General features: G+C 59.9%; 19 protein-coding genes. 15 read left to right on the top strand and 4 right to left on the bottom strand.

Going from position 1 to position 23,951, the window contains the following annotated elements:
- Positions 1-96: 96 nt before the first annotated feature.
- Complete coding sequence (locus JOD69_RS19030; RefSeq protein ID WP_168183787.1) at positions 97-1,092, top strand: TonB-dependent receptor; 996 nt, start codon at positions 97-99, stop codon at positions 1,090-1,092.
- Positions 1,093-1,426: 334 nt separating this feature from the next.
- Here the strand turns inward: JOD69_RS19030 and JOD69_RS19025 are convergent, their stop codons facing one another.
- Positions 1,427-1,780, bottom strand: coding sequence for a hypothetical protein (locus tag JOD69_RS19025; RefSeq protein WP_133716138.1), 354 nt, complete (start codon positions 1,778-1,780; stop codon positions 1,427-1,429).
- Positions 1,781-2,163: 383 nt separating this feature from the next.
- Between JOD69_RS19025 and JOD69_RS19020 the strand changes: the two genes are divergently transcribed.
- The 10 genes from JOD69_RS19020 (at position 2,164) to JOD69_RS18975 (ending at position 14,732) form a co-directional block, all read left to right on the top strand.
- Positions 2,164-2,508 (top strand): PepSY-associated TM helix domain-containing protein, encoded by a 345-nt coding sequence (locus tag JOD69_RS19020; protein ID WP_156881859.1) that lies wholly within the window; start codon positions 2,164-2,166, stop codon positions 2,506-2,508.
- A 765-nt stretch (positions 2,509-3,273) separates the two neighbouring features.
- A complete protein-coding gene (locus JOD69_RS19015; RefSeq protein WP_077732142.1) occupies positions 3,274-3,798 on the top strand; it encodes an RNA polymerase sigma factor in 525 nt (174 codons plus the stop codon).
- Positions 3,799-3,894: 96 nt separating this feature from the next.
- Complete coding sequence (locus tag JOD69_RS19010) at positions 3,895-4,908, top strand: FecR family protein (RefSeq protein ID WP_077732131.1); 1,014 nt, start codon at positions 3,895-3,897, stop codon at positions 4,906-4,908.
- Positions 4,909-5,027: 119 nt separating this feature from the next.
- A complete protein-coding gene (locus JOD69_RS19005) occupies positions 5,028-6,095 on the top strand; it encodes a TonB-dependent receptor (protein ID WP_240502628.1) in 1,068 nt (355 codons plus the stop codon).
- A 644-nt stretch (positions 6,096-6,739) separates the two neighbouring features.
- On the top strand, positions 6,740-7,972 hold the full coding sequence (locus JOD69_RS19000; RefSeq protein ID WP_077732130.1) for a PepSY-associated TM helix domain-containing protein: 1,233 nt from the start codon (positions 6,740-6,742) through the stop codon (positions 7,970-7,972).
- Between the two features lie 142 nt (positions 7,973-8,114).
- Positions 8,115-8,630, top strand: coding sequence for an RNA polymerase sigma factor (locus tag JOD69_RS18995; protein WP_086133904.1), 516 nt, complete (start codon positions 8,115-8,117; stop codon positions 8,628-8,630).
- Positions 8,631-8,699: 69 nt separating this feature from the next.
- Positions 8,700-8,990, top strand: coding sequence for a DUF4880 domain-containing protein (locus tag JOD69_RS18990; RefSeq protein WP_086133903.1), 291 nt, complete (start codon positions 8,700-8,702; stop codon positions 8,988-8,990).
- A gap of 51 nt (positions 8,991-9,041) precedes the next feature.
- On the top strand, positions 9,042-9,740 hold the full coding sequence (locus tag JOD69_RS18985; protein WP_086133902.1) for a FecR domain-containing protein: 699 nt from the start codon (positions 9,042-9,044) through the stop codon (positions 9,738-9,740).
- A gap of 524 nt (positions 9,741-10,264) precedes the next feature.
- Positions 10,265-12,721 (top strand): TonB-dependent receptor, encoded by a 2,457-nt coding sequence (locus tag JOD69_RS18980; protein WP_086133901.1) that lies wholly within the window; start codon positions 10,265-10,267, stop codon positions 12,719-12,721.
- A 787-nt stretch (positions 12,722-13,508) separates the two neighbouring features.
- Positions 13,509-14,732: an exo-alpha-sialidase gene (locus JOD69_RS18975; protein WP_205781024.1), complete on the top strand. Its 1,224-nt coding sequence runs from the start codon at positions 13,509-13,511 to the stop codon at positions 14,730-14,732.
- A gap of 102 nt (positions 14,733-14,834) precedes the next feature.
- On the opposite strand, the gene JOD69_RS18970 is transcribed toward JOD69_RS18975, so the two are convergent.
- Together JOD69_RS18970 and smbP are read right to left on the bottom strand one after the other, a co-directional pair.
- Positions 14,835-15,242: a cytochrome c gene (locus JOD69_RS18970; RefSeq protein WP_086133900.1), complete on the bottom strand. Its 408-nt coding sequence runs from the start codon at positions 15,240-15,242 to the stop codon at positions 14,835-14,837.
- A 659-nt stretch (positions 15,243-15,901) separates the two neighbouring features.
- Positions 15,902-16,237 carry a small metal-binding protein SmbP gene (gene smbP, locus JOD69_RS18965; RefSeq protein ID WP_077732122.1) on the bottom strand — a complete coding sequence of 112 codons (336 nt, stop codon included), beginning with the start codon at positions 16,235-16,237 and terminating at the stop codon, positions 15,902-15,904.
- Positions 16,238-16,935: 698 nt separating this feature from the next.
- Between smbP and JOD69_RS18960 the strand changes: the two genes are divergently transcribed.
- The 4 genes from JOD69_RS18960 (at position 16,936) to JOD69_RS18945 (ending at position 22,689) form a co-directional block, all read left to right on the top strand.
- On the top strand, positions 16,936-17,457 hold the full coding sequence (locus JOD69_RS18960) for a sigma-70 family RNA polymerase sigma factor (protein ID WP_077732121.1): 522 nt from the start codon (positions 16,936-16,938) through the stop codon (positions 17,455-17,457).
- A gap of 74 nt (positions 17,458-17,531) precedes the next feature.
- A complete protein-coding gene (locus JOD69_RS18955) occupies positions 17,532-18,494 on the top strand; it encodes a FecR family protein (protein ID WP_086133899.1) in 963 nt (320 codons plus the stop codon).
- Between the two features lie 346 nt (positions 18,495-18,840).
- Positions 18,841-21,381: a TonB-dependent receptor gene (locus tag JOD69_RS18950; protein ID WP_086133898.1), complete on the top strand. Its 2,541-nt coding sequence runs from the start codon at positions 18,841-18,843 to the stop codon at positions 21,379-21,381.
- Between the two features lie 15 nt (positions 21,382-21,396).
- The gene (locus JOD69_RS18945; RefSeq protein WP_086133897.1) at positions 21,397-22,689 is read left to right on the top strand and encodes a PepSY-associated TM helix domain-containing protein; all 1,293 of its coding nucleotides are present in this window, start codon (positions 21,397-21,399) and stop codon (positions 22,687-22,689) included.
- Here the strand turns inward: JOD69_RS18945 and JOD69_RS18940 are convergent.
- The gene (locus JOD69_RS18940) at positions 22,670-23,902 is read right to left on the bottom strand and encodes an amidohydrolase family protein (RefSeq protein ID WP_240506905.1); all 1,233 of its coding nucleotides are present in this window, start codon (positions 23,900-23,902) and stop codon (positions 22,670-22,672) included. The two genes, JOD69_RS18945 and JOD69_RS18940, sit on opposite strands and share 20 nt — an antisense overlap.
- Positions 23,903-23,951: the final 49 nt, after the last annotated feature.

Genomic DNA, 23,951 nt, shown 5'->3' with positions numbered 1-23,951 from the left:
CCTATCCCAGTAGGTTCAAGAAACCCTTCGACAAGCTCAGGGCGAACGGCCTACCAGGATCGGCGCACGGAAGGTGAAGTCGGCGAGGTACTCGACGTGGATGATCGCGGCACATTGACCCGCGACGAACGCTATCAGGCCTCGGCTTACTCCGCGTATTTGCAGGACGCCATGCGCTTCGGCGACTGGACGATAACTCCGGGCCTCCGCATGGAGCACTACATCCAAAACAAGACGCGCGTTTTCGACGCAGAGGATGGCCCCGAGCCGAAAGAGGAAGACAACACATCGATTCTGCTGCCGGGCATCAGCTTTCTTTACAGCGGCTTCACGGACACACAGCTCTTTGCCAGCGTGCAGCGGGGCTGTACGCCCGCGCCGGCTCGCGGCAGCGACTTCCCGCTGGTTCCCGAAACCGGCATCAACTCGCAGGTCGGGTTGCGCTCCAGCTTCGTGAAGGGCATCAATTTCGAACTGGCGGGCTTCTACAACGTTTTGAACAACACGCTCGTGCAACTCCCCTTCATCGATCCGAACACCGGGCGGGACATATTCATCAATGCGGAAGATTCCGAGGCCGTCGGCGTCGATGTCGCGGTGCGGGTCGACTCGGCCGCTTACACCCAGTCGCCCTATAATTTCTTTGGCATGCTGGCCTACAACTATACGGACGCGAGATTCACCGAGGGCGTCAGCAAGGGTAATCAAGTGCCCGAGGTTCCGCTGCACACGGGCAGTTTGACCTTGGGCCTGGAACACACGAGCGGCTGGCAGATCAGCGCGACCCTGACCCATATGGACAGCTTCTTCACCGACCCGGCCAACACCCGCGATCCCATCCTGACGGATGAAGACGGCGCCCCTCCGGAGGCGGGCGATGTGATCGACCTCCGCGAGCCCATCGTCGTGGGCGCCGTCCCCAGCCGCACCCTCCTTTCGGCGCGCGCGACCTATGCCATCCCGAACACTCCGGTAACGCTCTGGGTTCAAGGTCGCAACCTGACGGACAAGCTGTATGTCTCAGACTACTCGAACGGTTTGCGCCCGGGCCCGAGCCGAACGGTGATCGGCGGCGTGACGATCCGCTTTTGAGAACGTCTGAATCGTATCCCTACCCGCCTGAACTTGGGGGTTCCCGAGCTCCCCGCTTGGGAACCCATTGGCGAAAACGCTAATGCTTATTCCAGTATTGACCATTCAGGAATCACCGAGCATAAGTCCCCTTTCCCACCGGGTGTCGCAAAAGCAAAAATAGGCCGGGATGACGAAGAAATCCCAGCAATCCGCGAAAATGCTGGGTTTCGTTCCTCAGCCCAGCCTATAAATTGGACCTTTGCAACACTTTCCAGTGGGCGGGGGTCAGGGTTTTGCTCTCAAAATCAGAGGATACGAAGATATATAGACCTCGGCGCAGTTCGAGAAACAACTACATCAACGTCGCGTCCGGATTCAGAGCGAAAAAACCCAACAGCCCATAACAAGCAACCGCCAGGGCTGCATGGGCCATCAGCACGATTCTAGGCGCCGATCTCCCTCTTTTGGCGGCGAATCCCATCGCAGCTCCCAAAAGAATGATGACTACGGCCATGCCGATATTGGCATAAACCCGCTGGTCGCCATCCAGCGCGACAGCGATCACCAAACCGGAGCCCAGCAGCGCGGCGGCGGCATGAACCAGCGAGTAAGCCGGCCCCACGGATTGGCCGCGCCAGGCGTCCCGGATCATCATCAAGCCCATAGCGGCAACTAAAGTAAAAACGGCAAGCGCACCCATCAACATATCGAAATCCTCCTTGGAAGTGGAATGAATGGAAAACGTCTCAAAGGAAACGTGCGGACTTAACAAAGAAAGAATCGAGCCAACTTGACCTACAAACATCCACTTTGCCTCAACCAGATTACGAAACAGAGGGCAAGGTCACGCAACGCTTGCTGCGCGGCCATATTTCGAGTGAACGGAACTTAAGGAAGGATGCGGCATATCGGCAATCGCGGCACCGTGAATGGCCTTCCCTTCTAGGTCGGAGCGGCAAAAGCCTAAGTCATCTGTGGCGTTTGACGGAAAAAACTCGACGGAGCACATGCCGCTCGTTAAAAGATCTCAACCCGCTTGGCGGCTTTTTGCGCGCGGTCCGTCTACCTCCACGAGGATAAACAATAACATTGGGGGGTCTAGATGAAGCTTTTGACCCGGCAGACCATCCGAGCGAAGAGATCGCACATCGATCCCCTGGCACGAGTTCCCGCACCACCGGTGGGGTCGCGCTGCTGGTCTCGGTCTTGACCGGAATCTACCTCTGGTGGCCGAGCCGGAATCAGCTCGTCCGGGCCTTGACCGTCAAGCGCCGCGCGAGCCGGGAGCGCCTCATATTCGACCCGCACAAGGTTTTCGGCATCTACAGCGCTCCGGTACTCGCGGTCGTGGCGTTCAGCGGCGTCTATCTGGTGTTTTTCGATTACGTCCGCCCGATGGCCAATCTGTTCTCCCCGGTCGAACTGGATGGCTAGGCCGACCCGCACGGCCTGACTTCGAAAATAACGCCCGGAGCGACGCCGATTCCGATTGCGTCCGCCGTCAGCGCGGCTGAGTCCGTGTTTCCGGAAGCCCGCTTGCGGCGCGTCGGGCGAAAGGCGTATCGCGAAAACGCCTCGAGCGCGACCTTTATAGAGAGAAATCGAATTTGGCGAGGCGGGTTGTGCTGAGGCATGAACCCGACATTTCTCCGCTATGATCCGGGCGAATTGACATGGGCGTAATGCAAAAAAAAACGGGATGCCGACTGAACGGCATCCCGATCGAATGAGGAGATCTCACGCACTCGTACGGTTGGCCTCGGAGGAGAACCAATAGCTGCTACGAGATGGGATTATCCTATTAAACCTAACCCATTGATTCAAGGTGACATTTTGTCGCATGGACCGTGCGGCATTTCACTCGCCGCAGTGCGGCAAATGCATTAAAGCTCCCCCCATTCGAAAACCGCGTGATTTAATAAACTTTTGAAATATAAAGGCAAAAAGATTTGGCACGCCGTTTGTTATGTTATTGATGCTGACCAGCGGTCGGCCTCTCCGAGCACCTCGGGCGCTTGATGGAAAGGCTGACCGCGACCACATCGCACAATCATGGCGTCGATGCAGGTCGAAAGCTTGTTCACGAAAATCAATACATTCCCCAACATAGCTCGCGGAAACCCAGGCAACTGTCTCGTACACAAGCTCCGGACGCAATCCGTTTCCCACCAAACCGGCACCGAATCCCATCGCCAATTTATGAATCCTTCATCGCTCGGCACCGAAAGCGTTTTCTCGGACAGTCGGGACGAAATTTTCGCCTTTCTCATGCGCCGCCTCCGATGTCCGGAAACCGCTGCCGATTTGGTCCAGGAAACCTATCTGCGCCTGCATCAGAGCGAGCGACGAAGTCCTGCCGACAATCCGCGCGCCCTGGCTTTTCGCATCGCCGCGAACCTGGTGGTCGACTATTTGCGAAAGCAGACCGCCAAATCCCGCTACGAATCCGCTCACGACGACGAAGCGCTTGCCTCAGAAACCGTCCCCGGCCCGGATTTGGCCCCCGAACAGGCAGTTAGTCTGGGGCAAACCATGGATCGTCTGAAAGCGGCCTTGTCGGAATTGCCGGTGGACTCCCGCACGGCTCTGCTGTTGAACAGCGCGGACGGCCTGACCTATGTCCAGATCGCCGAACGGCTGGGCGTATCGGAGCGAATGGTGGCGAAGCGCATTGCTCAAGCCCTAAAACACTGTCGGGACCGGCTCGACGACGAGACCACCTGATCGATGCCGCCGTTTCATGCCCATAGCGATACGGTTTTTTTTCTTCCGTCCGTCTTATATACATAAGTCTCTCCGACATACCCGACCGTACCGTTCATGAACCCAAGCGATCGCCGCAAACTACTCTCGGACCAAGCCATCGATTGGCTGGTGCTGCTACGTTCGGGTGCGGCGGGGGACGGCGATCGCCAGCGCTTCGCCGAGTGGCTGGCGGAGGGGCCCGAGTACGCGGACGCATTTCAAGAAGCGGAGCGTCTATGGGCTTCGGTCGCGGACGTTTTGAGTGACGAGGCAGGAGATCTCCGTGCAGAGCAGCCCGCCGCGGTCGGACTGCCGGAAAAGCGCCCTTCACCGATCTCGCCCGCGGGTCGGCGCCGGCTCCGGCCTGCCCGCTGGGCCGCGGCGGCCGCGCTATTGCTCGCCTTCGGACTACAGGGACTCTATCTCGGCGACTTTTGGCTCAGTGATTACGCCACCGGCACGGGAGAGCAGAAGCTGGTACGCCTGGACGACGGCAGCACCGTGCTGCTCGACACCGATACCGCCATTGCGCTGGATTGGAACCCATCGCGACGGCGCATTCGTATCCGCCACGGCCAAGCGGCCTTCACGGTGGCGCCCAACGCTGCCCGGCCGTTCGAGGTGGAAACCGGCCCGGCGGTGATCCGCGCCTTGGGCACCGTCTTCGAGGTTTCGGAGAGCACGGCCGGCGACATCGCTGTGACGGTCCAGGAACACGCCGTCAGCGTCAGGCTTGCGGACGGACGGTCCGATTCCGCGCAGGCTGCGGTGCGGGTGGCGTCCGGGCAGCGCGTCAACTACAGCCCGACACACGGCTTGAGTTCGCCGGAGAAGACCGATTTGAGCCAAGCGACGGCTTGGCAGCGACATAAGCTGATATTCAAGGACCAGCCCCTGGTGAAAGTGGTCGCGGAACTCGACCGTTACCGGCCGGGAAAGATCCTGATTGCCGACCATCGCCTGGAGGATCTGCGCGTTACCGGCGTGTTTTCCCTGGACGATTCCGATGCCATCCTCGCGGCCGTCGAGAAAGCGCTCGCCATCCGATCTACCCGGCTGAGTCCCTGGCTCGTGCTGCTGCATCGCTGAACCCCCATCTCGTTCGCATCGATTCGACGAAAATTTTTTTGCTTTCCCGGTTCATGGTTTTGGCGTTCGCACGTGTTCAGAAAAGAAACATCCCTTTTCTGAATTCCTTCGAGAACGTCATGAAAAACAAAAAGAACCGGAACACATGCAAAGACGCCGACATTTTTGACCCAGTTTCAAAACCCCCAAACTACTTTCCTCCGGGGAAAAGATCATTCACCGCACTAGCGGTCGTCATCGCGGCAATCGTAATTCCGGCCGAGGCCTCTGAAAAAGAAAAGAGCCATGCGCGACACTACGCCATCGCCGCACAGCCGCTCGGCGATGCACTGACGGAATTCGCCGACCAGTCCGACCTGAAACTGGTTTTCGATGCCGATCTCGTCCGCGGCCTCAAGTCCCGAGGACTATCGAGCACGCTAACGCCGGAGCAGGGCCTGGACAAGCTGCTGGACGGTACCGGCTTCGGCTATCGCTTCATCGGTCCCGGAACCGTCACCATCGAACGCCTCGCCAAGCGCGCTGCCAAACCGAACATCGCGCCCGCTGCCGGCCATCAGACCCGAGGGACCGGCGACGAATCGGTCCAACTGGCCACTGTTTCGGTTACCGGTGAAGCGGAACCTCAAAGCCTTACCACACCCTCCATCGAAGAATCGCGGGAAAAACTGGGGCGAGTGCCCGGCGGGACGACGCTGATCGAGGGGGAGCGAATCAGGGAGGGCGCGGCGCTAACGGTGAACGACGCGCTTGCTTATGCGCCGGGCGTATACGTCGGCGACCGCATTCGCCTGCGCGGCAGTTACACCTGGAGCAATTTCCACTTCGACGACGATCCGGTGCTGAAAGACAACCGGCTGCCTGGCATACCGGAGCACAATGCCCGCTTCGAGGCGCTCTACCAACATCCCGGCGGTTTCTACATCGGGCCGAACGTAACGGCGGTCAGCTCCAACTGGGTGGATTTCACCAACACCCTTGCGGCCGATGCCTATGCTCTCCTGGGCGCCCGCGTCGGCTGGGACGACGGCAAACATTGGAAGGTGTTCGTCGACGGACGCAATCTCACCAACGAGCGCTATGCCGCCTCGGTCTTCGTTACCGGTGACGCCGGAGGACAGGACGTGGCGCAATTCAATCCCGGCGCCACCCGCATGGTGTTCGGGGGATTCGAGTACCGGTATTGAATTGGTTCGGCGAGTACGTAGCGAACGATGCCTGTCCTGAGCGTAGTCGAAGGGCGGTTCGCTTCGCTCACCACATCCTACGAGCCGTACTCAGCCGGGCCGAACGTGCCGAGTCGTTTCGGTCGAAGCCTGCAATTACGCTCGTTCCCGATCTCCGGATTGGGAACGCTGCCTTGGAAGCTCCCGCTTCCCGAAACATGACAAGCCAGAGCTTGCAAGACCCGGTTCCCAAGCCCAAAGCTTGGGAACCGGCGCAAACACCGATACAAGGCGGAACAAGGTGACAACCGTTCCCGGCGTTCGAAATGCGCGAACTCGACGGCCAAACCGGCCGGATGCCGGTGGGGTTTTCTTTCTGTCATTCGTCTTATTTAGTCGGCATTCGAGTGAACATTCATCGTAGGGTGAGTTAGCCCCTAGTCTCCGCTTGGGACAGGCCCTTCGACAAGCTCAGGACAGGCTCCGCGTAACCCACCGATTCGAGGCCGTTCGGTGGGTTACGGCCTCGCGGCCTAACCCACCCTACAAAAATGAATGCCTTATTGAAAGCGATTTGGAATTAGATCCATGAGGCCTCACGAAAGACATAACCCGGCGATACATCTACGTCCCTACAATTTGCGACTTCAAATCGGAAATCGACCATGTCCCTCCAGAATTTAAGGCGTCTCGCCAATCTGAAAACCCGAAGGAAACTGTGGCTGGAAGTGCATCTCTGGCTGGGACTCGTCGCTGGCGCGACGCTGGTGATATTCGGGATTACCGGCAGCATCCTGGTGTTCCATCAGGAAATCGACGAACTGCTGAATCCGAAACTGCTGACGATCGAAGCTCGCCCTGGAGGAAAGGCAAATTACCGTCCACTGGAGGACATCTTCGCGGCCGGCATCCGGGCCATGCCGGCCGACGCCAAATTGACCTTCGCCAACTACCCGCGCAATGACACGGCGGTGTTCCGCCTGCGATTCCAGGTGCCGGCCCTGCCGGAGGGTGAATCGGAAAATTGGGAAGTCGCGGTCGATCCTTACACCGCCGAGGTGATCGGTCGGCGCCTGATGAAGCGCTCGGACAGCACTTTTCCGAGGACGTTCATCGGATTCGTGTTCGAGCTGCATTACGCCTTTTTTCTCGGCGAAAGGATCGGCTATGTGCTCGTGGGCATTCTCGGAGCCTTGCTCATCATTTCGGTGCTAACCGGCCTCATCGTCTGGTGGCCGCTGACCGGCAAATGGCTGCAGGCGCTCACGATCAAGCGCCGAGCCAGCGCCGAACGCCTCAATTTCGATCTGCACAAGGCTTTCGGCTTCTACACCACGCTCATCATGATTCCCGTGCTGTTCTCCGGCATCTACATGAACCTGCCGCGGCATGTGGTGCCGGTTCTGGAACTGTTCTCGCCGGTCACCTACCGCTATTGGTTTCGCTCCACCCCGATTGCGGATGGTGAGCCCATCGGCATGGCACAGGCCGTCGCCATCGCCGATACCCGCTATCCCAGCGGCCGCCCGGACTGGATCTACGGCGCGCCGGAGCCGACCAGCACCTACACCGTGTGCAAGCACGACGTGGCGGAGCCCGGCAGTCTTCTCAGCCGCCGCTGCGTCGTGATGGACCGCTATACCGGAAAAATCCTGGACGTGGACGATCCCGCTACGGGAACGGCAGGAGAAGTCTTCACCCACTGGCAATGGCCGCTCCATTCCGGCCACGCCTTCGGCATGACAGGCCGCATTCTGGTATTTGTCACCGGCCTCGCCTGTCCGGTGCTGTACGTGACGGGGGTGATCCGTTGGCTGCAAAAACGGAAGGCGGCGCGGCGCACGACCGGCGTAGCGGACCGACGGCTTCGCGATCAGCCGCGAACAAATGAAATCTGACCGCTGGAAGAGCACTGTGTGATTTGCCGCAGTCGCTTGCAGCGAAACAGCCGAGCCTACCGATCCAGCCTTTTCCGATCAATCGTTTACATGATTCGGCATGAGGTTTGCTGTATCGAGGAGTCCCTTTTTCTCGATACCCATGCTGTCTTCCGATCATCAACTGCTAGTTCAGCTTTTCCGGGACTGCCGCCAGGAACTCCTGAGCTTCCTGCTCGGCCGACTGGGTTGCGCTCAAACTGCGGACGACCTTTGCCAGGAATCCTTCGTGCGGCTCTGGCGGAGCGGCGACTTGAGCCGCATCGCCAATCCCCGCGCTTATTTGTTCAGGACCGCGCTGAATCTGATTACGGACCATCACCGCTGCGGCAAAAACCGGCCAAGCTTTTTGGCCGATTTGGACGAGGACGATCCCAGCGTTCTTCCGACGGAGGAACGGACCGGCGAGGCCGCGACGCTCGCCTCGGAGCAGCTCGACCGGGCGACGGCGGCGCTGGAGGAGCTTCCGCCACTGAGCCAACGCATTTTTTATCTGAGCCGGTTCGAAGGCTTGAAACAGCGGGAAATCGCGGAGCGGCTCGGCGTTTCCCTGCGCACGGTGGAGGAGCATCTGAGACGCACGCTGCTGCATTTGAATCGCCGCGTACACGAAGATTAGCTCGTGGCGTGTGGTTTTTTCGCGGCGGCTCGTCTATCTTCACGAGTCTCCTAAGACAACGGCCGTTTTATGCCCGAATCCCCACCCTCCCACGATCCCGACCGTTTGGTAAGCGAGGCGCTCGACGGGCTGATCGTTCTGAAGACGCGCACGCCGACAACGGCCGAGACACAGCGACTCGAGCGTTGGCGCTCGCAGAGCCCGGAGCACGAGGCAGCTTGGCGCAACGCGCTCGCGCTTTGGGAGGGGCTGGAACCGCTGCGCGGCCGGCCGCTGCCCGGATCGTCTCCCCTGCCCTTGGAAACTGCTCGCGCAAACCTCGCGGAAGCGATAGTGAGACCGCGACGATTGCGATCTTAGACCGATCCTGCCCTAAGCCGTTCGCGCGGCACCGGCTTTCCGCGCCACTCCGTGCGCCTCGGCTGGGCCATCGCATGCCTTTTCATTCTGATCGCTGGCCTGGTTTTTCTCGACCCCATGCTCGCGCTGCGGGCCGATTATCGAACCGCCAAGGGCGAAATTCATGATGTTCTGCTGCCCGACGGTTCCCGCGCCAGTTTGAATTCCGACAGCGCCGTCGCGGTTCGCTTCGAGCATTCGACGCGGCGGATCGAACTGCTTCGCGGCGAAGCGTTTTTTGAAGTGGCCAAGGACCCGGCGCGTCCGTTCGTCGCTGCCAGCCGCCACGGCGAAGCCAAGGCGGTGGGTACGGCCTTTACCGTCAGGCAGTCGGAAGAAAAGACCGAAATCGCGATGCTGGAGGGCGTGGTCGAGGCCAGCACGTTCCGCCAGCGCGTCTCGCTGAAAGCCGGTCAAGCCGCCAGCCTCGAAGCGGACGGCCGGGTCGTCCTGCGGAAAAGCGGAGTCGATCATGCCGCCGCCTGGCGCGAAGGCTATCTGATCTTCGATCAAACCCCTCTGGCCGAGGTGGTCGCCACAATCAACCGATACAGGAAAGGACGGGTGACTCTGCTCGACGAATCGTTCGCCGACCGGCGCCTGAGCGGGCTCTTCCGTCTCGCCGACACCGACAGGGTGATCGACGCCATCGCCGAAACCACGCCGCTGCGCATCACCCGCCTGACGGATTACTGGGTGATTCTGCGCTGAGCAAGTTGCGAGGCCCGTAGCCCGGATGAAGTGAAGCGAAATCCGGGACGAGCGAAGCCGTGACACCCCGTATTTCGCTGCTCTAGATACGGGCTGCGGCAAGGACGTTAGACTGAATTCTATAATTTCACCCCGAGAGGTATTCCCGCGCGACCGTCCTACCTGTCGCGTCCATCGGGCGCCTTGAGATTTTCGGTTTGCGACGGTTCCGCGCCGCGCATGAGCTTTAGAAGTTGTAGGTCGGCAACCCCTTGCCGACGAAGACGCTCGGCCAAGCGGCGTCGTGTCGCGAAGGGATTCGCAACCTACGCGCGAGTGCCCGTACAGTAGATATGCAAATGCTCTGGGTTCCAAATCGGGAAGCCGGAATTTCTCGACATAGGTCCCGAACCGGAGTTTGGGACCCAGCGTAAAATCCACCGTCGGTTACGCCATGTGGTTTTTTTCTCCGACTCCGTCATAGCTCTCGTGGGCCGACTATTTTGCCCGCCGAAAAAAAGCAAGAAGATCAGGAGAAAAACCGCATGTCCCAGCCGTCCCGACTCAGGAACGATCGGCCCCGCAACCAATGCCGCGTGCTGGTGTTCGGCCTGCCCTTACTGTCCGCCTTCACTGCCGGTGCCGCGGAAAATACCCGTTTCGACATTCCTCCGCAGCCTTTGAACAGCGCTTTGCTCGCATTCGGCAAACAGAGCGGACGGCCGCTTCTGTACGGCAGCGAAATGATGGAAGGCTTGAAAACAGGAGGACTCAAAGGCGAGTACCCGCCCGAAATAGCGCTAGACCGGCTGTTGGCCGGCACGCCGCTGACCTACAGCGTGACGCCTGGCGGCACGGTCACCCTCGCCCGAGCCGAAAAGCCCGCGCCCGCGGTCGATAGGCAAGAAGTGCAACTGTCCCCGATCATGGTGAAAGGTGAGGTGGTGACCGAGGAGGACGGCCAAAGCTATACCGTAACCCGCACCTCCACCGCCACCAAGACCGATACGCCGATCATGGACACACCCGTGTCGGTGCAGGCGGTCCCGCGAGCGGTGATGGACGATCAGAAAACCCCCGATTTAAAGGAAGCGCTCGAAAACGTGAGCAGCGTGCGCCCGCAACCTTCCTTGGGCGTATTCAACGGCTTCATCATCCGCGGTTTTCAGGACTTTAACCAATACCGGAACGGACTGAGGGTGGGCTTCACCAGCTTCGATACCGCCAACCTGCAGTCCCTGGAAGTGCTCAAAGGCCCCGCCGGGGTGCTCTATGGCCGCATTCAGCCGGGCGGCCTGATCAACCTGACCACCAAGAAGCCGTTGGACCAGGCTTATTATTCTCTGGAGCAGCAGTTCGGCAACTTCGATTTTTACCGCACCCTCTGGGACGCAACCGGGCCGGTGACCCAGGATGGAGCGCTGCTCTACCGTTTTACCGGCGCTTATCAGGACAGCGACTCGTTTCGGGAGTTCCACACCATGAATCGGATTCAGGTCAACCCGAGCCTGACCTGGCGGATCAGCGACGCCACCGAAATCTCGATCGAGGTGGAAGGTTTCAACGAGGATCGGGAAATCGACTACGGCATCCCCGTCATCGGGAAACGCCCGGCACCCATTCCGATTCGCCGAGCGCTGGACGACCCGGACGATCCCGTCGACAACATCTCCAACGTCTACGTCGGTTTCAATCTCACCCACCGCTTCAACGAGGACTGGACCTTGCGCAACCGCTTTCTGGCGCGGTATTACCATGCCGACAATCTGGACATCACGCCTTCACCCCAGTTCGACGCTTCGGCCCTGCGCAGCGACAACCGCACGCTGGACCGCAACCTGTTTCACCAGCGGTCGGACCAGGACGTCTACGCCACCAACCTGGATCTCACCGGAAAACTGGACCTGTGGGACACCGAACATGAAGTCCTGGTAGGCTTCGATTATTACCAGAACTCGGAAAAGTATCATGCTCGCGGCGACTATTTTGCGGGCGATCCGGCGCTCGCCATCGATATTTTCAACCCCAGCTACAACATAGACGCCGCCCTGTTCGACAAGGACCGCCTGGCGTTCCCGCTCTACTCTCGCGCCGAGGAACAATGGTTCGGCGTCTACTTTCAGGACCACATCGTGCTCTGGGAAAAACTCCACATTATGGGCGGTGGTCGCTACGATTGGGCGACGATCGGACGCGGCTATTCGGACACTTCCTATTCCGCGGCGGACGACGCCCGACGGAACCGAAAGGATGACGAGTTCAGCCCGCGGGTGGGCATTCTCTACCAGCCTTGGTCCTGGTTGAGCATCTACGGCAACTGGGCGGAATCGTTCGGATCGAACAACAATATACCGGGCTTCGGGAATGTAACGCCGGAAACCGGCGAGCAGTACGAAGCCGGCGTCAAGACCGAATTCTTCGACGGCCGGATGACCGCGACTCTTGCCTTCTACAACATCAACAAGAAAAACATTCTCACCCCCGACCTCAGTACGGCCGACCCGACCGATAGCGACACCATCGGCGAGGCGCGGAGCAAAGGCATGGAACTGGACATTTCCGGAAGGATCACGGATTACGTCAGCCTGATCGGCAACTACGCCTACACGGACGCCGAGATCACCAAGGATAACTCGGACAACCAGGGCAATCGCATGCCGAATGTGCCCTACAACTCCGGAAGCCTGTGGCTCAAATACGACATCAACGGATTCGATGCGTCCAACGGATTTTCACTGGGGGTCGGGGTGTTCGCGGCCGGTCAGCGCGACGGAGACAACGAGAACACGTTCAAGATGCCAGGCTATGTGCGGCTCGACGCCGCCGCCGCTTACCGCTGGACCATGGGCCCGTCCCGCGTGACCGCGCAACTGAACCTGCGCAACCTGCTCGACAAAGCCTATTACGAGTCGACCGATCCGTTCGTGAATGTCGCGCCCAGGCTCGCGGTCGTTCCTGCCTCGCCGTTTACGGTGCTGGGCTCGGTGCGGGTGGAGTTTTGAAGCAGATCTTTCTTTTTCCGCCGAGACTCAGACAGATGTCGACGGGCCGTTCGGCAGCCGCTTCCTCTGCCCGTTAGGAACGGCCGGACGATCCCGACCCCGGAGATCATAGCCGCGACAGGCAAGCCGATCTTTCGCGGCTATGATCATGAAATAGCCCGTATGTCCGTTGCTTACGGGATAAGGAATTTGCGCCCTGCTACGAGTGCTGCAATCGGAGTGTCGTGACTCGGGTTATGGCAGGGAATAAAAAACGGGATGTCGACTGAACGGCATCCCGATCGAATGAGGAGATCTCACGCACTCGTACGGTTGGCCTCGGAGGAGAACCAATAGCTGCTACGAGATGGGGTTATCCTATTAAACCTAACCCATTGATTCAAGGTGACATTTTGTCGCATGGACCGTGCGGCATTTCACTCGGCGCAGTGCGGCAAATGCGTTAATGGCCCGCCCTTCTAAAACCCAGTCCTTCCCTAAGCCATTGAAATAACGATGAGATAATATCTGGCGCGAAGTTTGTTTCTATTTTTGTGCCGACTAGCGGTCAGCCTTTCCGAGCGCTTGGGAGTGCTCAGGGGAAAGGGTGGCCGCGACCACTCTGTGGATTTGTCCGGTTTTCAGCGACTTGTCTTTATTCCCCACACGTGGAATCGAGCAGGATATGGCTTCGAAAAGATATTCCACCTCCTCCAACTCCGGCCGAACCGTTGCAGCATGCCCAAGTTCCGAGTGTGCCATGTAAGCCATGGCCGGACGAATTAGCGCAAGACTCAAGGAAGTCACCATGAAAACGAAGCATTCGTTCTTTTCACGTTTTTTTGCGGGGGTGTTGTGGCTGGCTTCTTTTGCCGTAGCCCCCTCGATGGGGTCGGAAACGCTCGTGCGCGAAATCGATACTCCAGCGGCGCAGGGCAGCCGCCAACACCATCTGACTCAACTCGACCGAGAGCGGCTTTTGTTGAGCTGGGTGGAAGGCGACGAGCAATCGAGCCGCTTCCGTTTCGCCGTTCGCGAGCGCGGAATCTGGGCCGCGCCGCATACGGTCGTCGCGGGCCGCTACAAGTTCGCCGCGCCGCCGCTCGTGGTCGGACTGAAGGGTGGCGCATTGGCCGCGGTATGGATGACCTATCAGGACCGGGCGAAGGATCGCTACGCGGCCGACATTCATGTCTCGATATCCAAGGACGGCGGGCGCCAGTGGAGCAAACCGCAACGCCCCTACCCCGCCGCCGCTCGCATCTACGATGCCCAAATGTCCGCCGCTCCCCTGGAAAATGGTGGATTCGCGCTGGTGTGGACCGACCGGCGGCATCCGGATCGTTATCGCCTTATGGCCACGCTGATCGGCGCCGACGGACGCGCGAGCGCCGAAACGACGCTCGATCCCGACGTCTGCTCCTGTTGCGAGACCCGGACGGTAACCGATGGGAACACGCTATCGACGACTTACCGCGATCATCTCGCAGGCGAGCTCCGGGATATCGCCCTAATTCGCTGGAGCTCGGGCGGCATCCGTTCGAATGGAATCGTGCATGCCGACCGGTGGGCCATCGAGGGTTGTCCGAGCAACGGCCCCGCCGTGGCTTCGCAAGATGGACGGACGGTGGTCGCCTGGTTCACCGCAGCGGACGGCGTGGGGCGGGTAAAAGCGGCGTTTTCAGCCAACCAGGGCGCGCATTTCGGCGAACCCGTCGAGCTTGGCGCCGATGCGAACGGCTACGTCGACACGCTGCTGTTGGAGGATGGTTCGGCTATCGCGGCTTGGCGGGGACGGGCGGGTCCAGACGAAGAACTGTGGATGGCCCGGCTGCGGCCAGACGGCACCCTGTTAGGTCGTACAAGCCTGTACCGCGGAGGATTCCCGCGTTGGCCGAGCCGCCATATCAGCCTGGCGCAGGCGGGCGATGAGATTTACGTAGCCTGGACCGATGTGGCGCAGCAGCGGGTGAGACTCGTCGGAACACCGGTGGCCGCCCTGACGGCGAATGCCGAAGATCTCGGGGAGTAACGAATCCATGAACGGCAGCGGTTTTGTCTCGACGGCGAACGCGGCCGGACGGATCGAGGCCGGTCTGCCATCGGGCTCCCCGGCCTCGTGGCGGTTTTCAGCCTACGGCATTTCCTGTAGTTCGCCGACGGGGATCGCCCCGTCCGAGCGGCCCTTCAGGTAAGCGTACAGGCCGTCGATCCCGTCGACCACCGCCTTGTTGCCGCTAAAAGCCGGCATGTTGTTGCGTCCGTTGAGCACGGTCGCTTTGAAATCTTCCGTGCTCATGTTCTTCAAGCCGGTCACCAGATTGGGAAAAGCGGCCCCTCCTTCCGCGGTCGGTCCATGGCAAGTCTCGCAGCGTTGGCGCTTGTAGAGTTTCCACCCATTGAAAGTCGCTTTGTCCACCGCTTTTCCTTCGACTTTATAAGGCGCTTCCGCATGAGCGATCGAGCAGACCGAAGCGGCAAGCACAAGCGCACCGGCTGCGGCCAGTCTCCTCAGAGCGAATAGCGTATCGATTCTTTGCATAAGGCCTCCTTTAGTATTGATTGAACAGCCAGGACGGATGCATTTTGATTCCTTCCCTGCCGGAAGCGCTGCAACGGCGCAAGAGCAACGGCAAAGCGTCTTTCTCTCATCGTTCCGCTCGCAACGGCCGCCAGTTCGAGGAGAGCTCAATTTGCATCAGTCGCGATGGAATCGGCTCGATTCGCGAGTCGTCGGCTCCCGATTCGAACTCGGGCATACCCAACCCATGCAAAAAAACGGCGGATGGGAGAGCGATGCCGGGGAATACCTGGCACTCGTTCAATCATCCGCCACAGTACAAGTTGAGGTTATGCACCAAAAGTGATTACAAAATTGGTGCCAAACGCCGGAAGCCTTGCTGGCCAAGCATCGTGTGGCTTGGTCGCCCTGTTCTTCGGGAAGGAATTGAGGGCTGTCACCCAGTTGTGCGGGAACACACGCAATTCGAGAGAACCGATCCATGATGCGCAAGGGGAACGGCTGGAACGCTTTCCAGTTTGCTATGAGTCTTCGAGCGTAACCCCCTCAGGAGAGGGCTGTTCTGAGGTAAAGGTCGAGCGGCGCTCGCCGTTCTCGCCAAATGCCGCTTTTGAAGGTGTAGGGACAAAAAAAGCGGACAGAGAATGCGCACCTGCCCGCTTGCATTGAAGCGAAAGTTCTTATCTTGCCATTTTTAGATGCTTCAACGCTTCGTCGGAATGCTGGGCGGCGATATCGGCGTGTCCCATCTTGCCGTGCTCGACCGCCTGATTGAGGTGGTTGATCGCCTCTTTCACGTGCTTAGTCGCTTCATCGTGATACTTCTCGGCGGCCTTGGCATGGGTGAGCGCTTCTTCGGCATGCTGGGTCGCCTGTGGCGCATGATTATCCTGGCCGTGGGCCAGGGCCTGCGCCGCGTGCTCGATGGCCTGGTCCGTATGCGCGTCCCAGGCGTAAGCCATCCCGCTCGCAGTCAAAACCAACGCGCCCATCAATGGAATGATCTTCGTCTTCATTTTTGCCTCCTTAGGTGCTATTCATCGGAATCGACATGTCCTACCCCATGCCGTAAACAACACAGGGCACGCTAAGCCTAACAGAATCATAATGCCGCACGAAAGAGTGACATTAGTATCGAAACCGGGACACGAGAAACCGGGTATGTCGTCCCGGACAAAGCCCTTTTATTAACCCGGCCTATAAATATAGGCCGGGTTAATCCGGGGCAGGGATGCCCCGGCGCGGCGACAAGCCGCGTGAGCCCAGGCCGGGCGTGTACCGGGCCTGGGCGGCGGCCCGAAATACCAGGAGGGTATTTACGGGCCTGATTAATAAACCCGACGCCGATTACAGCAGACGTTCGACTCTAATACTGTCTGACCCTGTCGGCGGTGCTCGTGTTCGGCTTAATCCGCTGGTTGCAGGAGCGGCAGGCAAAGATCGTAGATCAGGGTAAGGCGTTTCTCGACGTCTCGTGGCAGTAGAGATCATTTCAAAATTCGCGTCTTATCTTGCCCGCCAAGCCGGCTACCCGAGCTATGCCACACCAGGTGCGGCAATTCACACAGCAATCCGGTTCATGTATCGCCCAACCGCAAGGTTTCCGGCCCGCTTCCCATGGCATTTGTATTGCTTGAGCTCTTTGCCACCACGAGAAAGTGGCCTCGCTCAAGTCCGAAATAACAAAAACCAGCCGTAACCCCGTCCGCCGTCAATGGACCATTCTTCCGCCTGCGTCAGCGATTTGTTCCTGGATCACCGGGAAACGCTCGTTCACACTCTGTTCCGTATGGTGGGCTGCCGGCAGACTGCCGAGGATCTGGCACAGGAAGCTTATGTGCGCGTGATGGGCGCGGCGGAGAGCCAACACGTCACCTACCTGAAAGCCTTTCTTTACCAAACCGCGCGCAATCTGGCTCTCGATCATTTGCGCAAGGCGAAGGTCCGCAGCCGGACGGATTGTCCGGAAGCCGATCCGGAGATCGTTGCCGAAATTCCGGCTTCGGCTCCGACACCGGAGCAGCATGCCGCAACGCAGCAGGATGTCGAAAGGCTGTTCGAAGCCTTGGCTGGCCTATCCGAGCGTCGGCGGCAAATTCTGATACTGCACAAGCTCCATCACTGGCCTTACGAACGCATAGCCAGCCATATCGGCCTGTCCCGCAGCGCCGTGGAAAAAAATGTCCATGCGGCGCTGGCTCATCTCGTATCCGTTTTGGGAGACGATATCTTCTGACGCCAGTGTGTTCCGGCACGCCCCGAACGTCTTATCCTATAACGCCTCCATTTCACGCGGACCCTATCCTCTTCATGACTTCCAACGGCGACGACGATCCCAAGGCGCCCGGCACGCCGCTAGCCGAGGCGCTGACATGGTTCGCGCGGCTGCGGGACAGCGAAACCGGCGCGGCCGAGCGGGAAGCCTTCCTGGCCTGGCATGCAGCCAAGCCCGAAAATACCGAGGCCTACGCCCGCGTGGAGAAGCTGTGGAATTCCCCGGCTTTATCCGAGGCGCTGGCAAGATTTCCCGCCGCGGTCCCGCCGGTCGTCGCCCGAAGCCGGCGGCGAACGGCCCGCCGTTGGGCCTCGGCCGCCTCCGTCCTGCTGCTGGCCGGCTGGATTGCGGCTGCATCCGGGCTCATCGACCGCTGGCGCGCCGATTACACTACGGTAGCCGGCGAACAGCGCCGCATCGCGCTGGCGGACGGTTCCACCGTCGTCCTGAATACCGATTCCGCCCTGGCGCTCGATTTCAACAACGATAGGCGCGGCGTTCGCCTTCTGGCCGGCGAGGCCTATTTCGAGGTCCGGCCCGACAGCGCACGGCCTTTCATCGTCAGCACCGGCAACGCGACCGTGCGGGTGGTGGGCACCCGGTTCGCGGTTCTGGCCGGGGAGACAACCTCGGTCGTCGTCGACAGCGGCATCGTCGCCTGCGGCAACGAGAAAGGCGCAAGCGTTAAGGTAACGGCGGGGCAGCGCGTATCGATCTCAAAGGAAACGGTCACGCCGCCGGAGACCATCGACCCAGGACGCGCCTTCGCCTGGCTCAACAAGCGGCTGATTTTTAAGGATCAATCCTTGGCGTACGTATTGAATGAAATCGACCGCTATCATCCCGGCGTCATCGTCATCGCCAGCGGGAGGCTTGCGGAGACCCGCGTCACCGGCAACTACAAGCTCGACGACACCGCCGCCGTGGTCCGTGCCCTCGCGGACATCGCCGGCGCCCGCGTCACGACCGTCTCGCCCTATCTGACGGTAGTGCGTTAGAGCGTTAATCGGCGTGCCCCTGGGTATGCCGGAAACGCGTTTCGCTTGCCGTAGCCCGTGAAATGACCGTAGGTTGCAATCGCCCATTTCAAGGTCGCCGAAACTATAGATACCGTCTTGGAAATCAAGACGCAAGCCGCGGGTCGAGCGGCGCAATGTCGCGAAGGGATTCGCGACCTACGGCGGCTTATCCCGGCCCAAAATGTAGGTCGGCAATCCTTTGCCGACAAAGACGCTGAATGCGCGATGAAAATTCTTTCGTCGCGAGGTGTGTGCTCCCACCCCCTAAAACGTCTCGGTAACCAGAGCCTGAATCAGGCATACGACACCGGCATTGGGAGCATTCATGACAAGAACAACAAATCATCAGTCCACCGTCATCCTCTCACGGACGCTCACTCGAGTCGCCATTGGCATCACGCTGACTTTTCCGCCATTGTCCTTCTCCCCGCGAGCCTCGGCTGCCGAAGCTGCCGCCCGGAGCGAGCAGGCGATGCCGTTTTCGATTCCCGCCCAGCCGTTGGAAGACGCGCTGAACGAATTCATAGCCGTCACAGACTGGCAGGTCGGCTTCCCGGCGGAGCTCGCGAAGGGCGCGCGTTCCCCCGGCGTCGCCGGACGCTATCCGCCGTCTGAAGCCCTGAGAAAGCTCCTTGCCGGAACCGGCCTCGTCTATCGTCATACCGGGGCTAGGGCCGTCACGCTGGAACGGGCTCGGGAGCCGATCCGTCCGGCCATGGCTGACAACCAGGAAGTGCATCTGTCCCCCGTTATGGTGAAAGACGAGGCGCTGGAAGAAACAGATCGGGGCAGCTACACCGTAACCCGCAGTTTCTCCGCCACCAAGACCGACACGCCGATCATGGACACGCCGGTGTCGATACAGGTAGTACCCCGCGCGGTCATGCAGGATCAACAAACCACGCGCATAAAGGATGCATTGGAAAACGTCAGCGGTGTGCGCCCCCAAACCAGTTTGGGCCGTGGCCACGGCTTCCTTATCCGAGGCTTCAAGAACCAGCGCGTATTTCGTAACGGCCTTGTCGCGGGCGGCATTTCCGTCGGGGAAGCGCCTGAGTTTGATACGGCCAATTTGCAAAGCGTCGAGGTATTGAAAGGCCCCGCGGCCATTTTATTCGGCCGCATCGAACCGGGCGGGATGATCAACGTCGTGACCAAACGTCCCGAGAATACGCCCTATTATTCATTAGAACAGCGTTTCGGCTCTTACGATTTCTATCGGACGGAGTGGGACGCGACCGGAGCGATTACCGAGGACCGGTCCTGGAGCTACCGCTTTGCCGGCGCTTATCAGAACAACGAATCGTTCCGCGATTTCAATTTCAACGACCGGATCCTGGTGCAGCCTTCCGTGACTTGGCGACCGACTGATGCCACGGAAATGACCCTGGAAGTCGAAGCTTTGTATCAGGAATACCAGGCCGATCGGGGATTGTTCGCCATCGGCGACCGCCCGGCACCTATTCCCATCAGCCGCTCCTTTATCGATCCCGACGACCCGATCGATACCTTGTCGAGGGTCAATCTCGGCTTTACTTTAAGCCATGCCTTTAACGAAACCTGGACTTTACGTAACCGCTTCTTGGCTTCGTTTAACGAAGACAGCAATTTGTCCGTGAAACCGGCGAATGCCTTTACCGTTCAACAGTTCCTGGATCCCGGCACCGGCAACCGTACCTATCTCCGCAATATCTTTTCTCAAGCCGCTGAATCCGAAACCTATACCACCAACCTCGATCTGACCGGGAATTTGGAGCTTTGGGGAACTAAACACCAAACCTTGGTCGGTTTCGACTTCCTGCGATCGACGGGCACCTATCTGACCCGAGGGGATTTCATGAACCCCGTACCGGGCCTGGAAATCGACATTTACAATCCGGTCTACGGCATCGACCGTTCGTTTTATGCGAATGCTCTGGCAACGCCTTTTCCGGCGGGAAGCAATCATTCCTATTTCAGGGATGAGTGGTACGGCGTGTATTTCCAGGATCACATCACGCTCTGGGACACGCTCCACGTCCTGGGAGGCGGGCGCTATGACTGGGCAGAGACCGGTCGCGGGCTCGGCGACTCGTTCAGCGCCGCCGAAGCCAATCTGCCGTCGCGTAAGGACGAAGCCTTCAGCCCCCGGGTCGGCATTCTTTATCAGCCCTGGTACTGGCTGAGCGTTTACGGCAACTGGACCACTTCATTCGGCGCAAACAACGGCATTACCGCCAGCGGCGCCACGGTCGATCCGGAAATCGGCGAACAATTCGAGGCCGGTGTCAAAACCGAGCTTTTCGACCAGCGCTTGACGGCTACGCTGGCCTATTATCATCTGACCAAAGAAAACATCCTGACGCGGGACTTCAGCAGCCCGAACCCGAATGCCGTCGCCCCGATCGGCGAAGCGCGCAGCCAGGGCATCGAGCTGGATGTGTCCGGACAGATCACCGACGAACTCAGCCTCATCGGCAGCTATGCCTTTACCGACGCGCGTATCACGAACGACAACGAAGGTCGTCAGGGCAACCGGATGAACAACGTGCCCGAGCACGCGGGCAGTCTCTGGCTCAAGTACGATATCCGCCGCTACGAGCCGCTGAACGGCCTGAGTTTCGGCGCCGGCGTGTTCATCGCCGGTCAGCGCGAAGGCGACGATGCCAATACCTTTGTCTTGCCGGGTTACGTCCGCCTGGACGCCTTTGCCGCGTATCGCTACCGACTCGGCGATGCCAACCTGATCGCGCAATTCAATATCCGCAACCTTCTGGACAAGACCTATTACGAATCCACCGATCCTTTCCAGAGCGCACCACCGCGTGTCGGCATCTATCCGGGCGCCCCGCTGACCGCGATGGGTTCGATTCGGCTGGAATTTTGATCGAATGAGGGAGGAATGATGAATCGATGGATGAGCGTCGTACGGCAATCCCCGAATGGCGTCGACGCATGGCGGGCCGCGCGCTTGTCGCGGCTCAAGGCGCGCCGAAAATTGTGGCTCGAAGTCCACGGCTGGCTGGGGCTGATACTCGGATTCTGTCTCGCGATCTTCGGCATTACCGGCAGCGTTCTCGTCTTCTACGAGGAAACCGACGACTGGCTGAATCCCGGCGTCATTGCGTTGGCGAATCTGGTAGAGGGACAAGAACATTTCCGCCCGGTGGACGACATCGTCGAAGCGGCTCGCTCGGTGATGCCGGACCGAGCGCAAATCGGCTCGATCATTTACCCCCGGCATGACCGGCGGGCGTATCAATTCTTCTACCGCGTTGTCACCGACAACGAATCCACGCCCGAACTCCGGCATGTCTTCGTCAACCCCTACACGGCCGAGGTGACCGGAACACGGGCCGTGATCGAACGGGGCCGGTGGCTTCCGGACGGCTTCGTGCCTTTCATGTTCCAGTTGCATTTTGCCCTGCTGGCGGGTAATACCGGCGCGGTCGTCGTCGGAATCATGGGCGTGATTTCGATCATTTCGGTGCTCACCGGCTTGATCGTATGGTGGCCGCTGACCGGCAAATGGCGGCGGGCATTGACCATCAAGCGGGCTGCCAGTCCCGAGCGCCTCAATCACGATGTTCACCAAACCTTCGGCTTTTACACCGCCTTGATCATGCTGGCGGTGCTCCTGTCCGGCGTGTACATGAACCTGCCCGATCATTTCAAGGTGCCGGTCAAACTGCTTTCGCCGAACAGCCGGTCTTTTACGGACAATCCGCAATCATCCCCGGCGGCGGGACGCTCTCCCATCGGTTTGGATCGCGCCCTGGCCAGCGTCCGCCGGAGCTATCCCGAGGGAAGGGTCAATTGGCTGCGCCTTCCAGAAGGCGAAACGGGTGTCTACACCATCAGCATAAGGGACGTACCCGGTCTCAGCCGTTTTTGGTCGGAGCGGCGGGTGACGGTGGATCAATATTCCGGTGAGATATTGACGGTCCACGATCCCGACACCCGAACCGCCGCCGGCGACACGTTTCTGGACTGGATGTGGCCGCTCCATTCAGGCAAAGCCTTCGGCTGGCCCGGCCGCATCCTGATCTTTCTCACCGGCCTCGCCTGCCCGGTGCTGTACGTCACCGGCGTGATCCGCTGGCTGCAGAAGCGGCGGGCAAAGCGGTCCAAAAAGCCGCCCCGGCCCGCGGGTTGGGGGGAGGCGAGGAATCGAATTACCGGCCGAAGTAATTGACGACGATTTTTCCTCCCGACATCACCCAATCCGGGGATTCCAGGCGTTTGAAGTTTTCCAGCGCATTACCCTTGACCGCGATGAGGTCGGCGGGAGCACCGACGCTCAGGGTGCCGAGCGGAGCGAGACCCAAGACTTCTCCCGCTTTGGACGTGGCGGTACGGAACACCTCCAGGGGCGTCATCCCGGTCAGGTGCGCCATCAGATGAAGCTCCTGGGCATCGATGCCCCAGGGAATTTCCGTATGGGCGATTTCGGCGCCGTAGTAAAGCTGGGCGCCCAGGCTCGCCAATTTGGCGGCATTCGCGTGTATCCCGCGGCAATGAGACAGCGTATCGATAGTCGTGATGATCCTGACGCCTTGTTGAACGGCCTGGTCGAGCAATTCGTCGGGTATGGGCTCGCAGGGGACATGGGCCCACTCGTCGACGCCGGCCGCCAGTGCTCGCGCTACGCCCTTGGGTTCCGCCACGTGGGCCGATACCTGTTTGCCCAGCTTATGCGCCTCCTCCACTACGGCGCGGACGATTTCCAGGGACGGCATCGGCCAGGGCGGCGGCGGCGACGCCGGATGTCCCGTGCTCCAGGACGCGCCCTCTTCGCCGCCGGGTTCCAGTGCGATCTTGATGACGGCCGCACTGCCGGCAACCAGGTGTTGCACGAGTTGCCGAGCCTGCTCGACGGATTCGACCGGCGCCGCCACCTCGCCGTGCCCATGGCCATGACCGGGCTGGCCGAACACCGGGATGGGATAGCCGCCGGGCACGGTGATGATGGGACCGGCCGTCAACAGGCGTAGCCTCCCGTCGCCGCCGGAGGGCGCCAGCAAGGGCCCGCCCACGTCGCGGACGGTGGTGACACCGTGGCGCAGCACCGTTTCGCGCGGCACGTTCTGGAAGGCCAAATGGCCGTGCAACTCGATGAAACCGGGAAGCAGGGTGGCATCGCCAAGATCGACGATGCGCGCGCCGTTATTGCGCACCTGCCGTGACGGCCCCGCGCCCGCCACCTTGCCGTCGACGATCAGAACCGCGTAATCGGTATTCATATTGACGCCGTCGAATACCCGTGCAGCTTGCAGGATCAGCGGCTTGGAACCGTTGCCCGCAGCCCGCGTCTGCTGCGGGAACGTCCCGATGATGCCGATAAGCAGAAGCACGGTCAGAATCGGATTTTGCCGTAATCCGAACCGGATGATGGGTTTGGAATCCACGTAATGTCCTCGTGTCTTGCGGTTTTTGCGGATCTGTCGGGACCGAAAG

This window comes from Methylocaldum sp. RMAD-M, from assembly GCF_017832375.1.
Classification (GTDB): Bacteria; Pseudomonadota; Gammaproteobacteria; order Methylococcales; family Methylococcaceae; genus Methylocaldum.
This window is presented reverse-complemented; position numbering and strand designations above follow the sequence as displayed.

What these genes read in the sequence shown, in the direction of transcription:
- JOD69_RS18955 (WP_086133899.1), top strand. Translation starts at nt 17,532, where the DNA reads ATGACTTCCAACGGCGACGACGATCCCAAGGCGCCCGGCACGCCGCTA.
- JOD69_RS19010 (WP_077732131.1), top strand. Translation starts at nt 3,895, where the DNA reads ATGAACCCAAGCGATCGCCGCAAACTACTCTCGGACCAAGCCATCGAT.
- smbP (WP_077732122.1), bottom strand. Translation starts at nt 16,237, where the DNA reads ATGAAGACGAAGATCATTCCATTGATGGGCGCGTTGGTTTTGACTGCG.
- JOD69_RS19005 (WP_240502628.1), top strand. Translation starts at nt 5,028, where the DNA reads ATGAAAAACAAAAAGAACCGGAACACATGCAAAGACGCCGACATTTTT.
- JOD69_RS18995 (WP_086133904.1), top strand. Translation starts at nt 8,115, where the DNA reads ATGCTGTCTTCCGATCATCAACTGCTAGTTCAGCTTTTCCGGGACTGC.
- JOD69_RS18970 (WP_086133900.1), bottom strand. Translation starts at nt 15,242, where the DNA reads ATGCAAAGAATCGATACGCTATTCGCTCTGAGGAGACTGGCCGCAGCC.
- JOD69_RS18990 (WP_086133903.1), top strand. Translation starts at nt 8,700, where the DNA reads ATGCCCGAATCCCCACCCTCCCACGATCCCGACCGTTTGGTAAGCGAG.
- JOD69_RS18950 (WP_086133898.1), top strand. Translation starts at nt 18,841, where the DNA reads ATGACAAGAACAACAAATCATCAGTCCACCGTCATCCTCTCACGGACG.
- JOD69_RS19015 (WP_077732142.1), top strand. Translation starts at nt 3,274, where the DNA reads ATGAATCCTTCATCGCTCGGCACCGAAAGCGTTTTCTCGGACAGTCGG.
- JOD69_RS18975 (WP_205781024.1), top strand. Translation starts at nt 13,509, where the DNA reads ATGAAAACGAAGCATTCGTTCTTTTCACGTTTTTTTGCGGGGGTGTTG.
- JOD69_RS18960 (WP_077732121.1), top strand. Translation starts at nt 16,936, where the DNA reads ATGGACCATTCTTCCGCCTGCGTCAGCGATTTGTTCCTGGATCACCGG.
- JOD69_RS19000 (WP_077732130.1), top strand. Translation starts at nt 6,740, where the DNA reads ATGTCCCTCCAGAATTTAAGGCGTCTCGCCAATCTGAAAACCCGAAGG.
- JOD69_RS19025 (WP_133716138.1), bottom strand. Translation starts at nt 1,780, where the DNA reads ATGTTGATGGGTGCGCTTGCCGTTTTTACTTTAGTTGCCGCTATGGGC.
- JOD69_RS18945 (WP_086133897.1), top strand. Translation starts at nt 21,397, where the DNA reads ATGATGAATCGATGGATGAGCGTCGTACGGCAATCCCCGAATGGCGTC.
- JOD69_RS18980 (WP_086133901.1), top strand. Translation starts at nt 10,265, where the DNA reads ATGTCCCAGCCGTCCCGACTCAGGAACGATCGGCCCCGCAACCAATGC.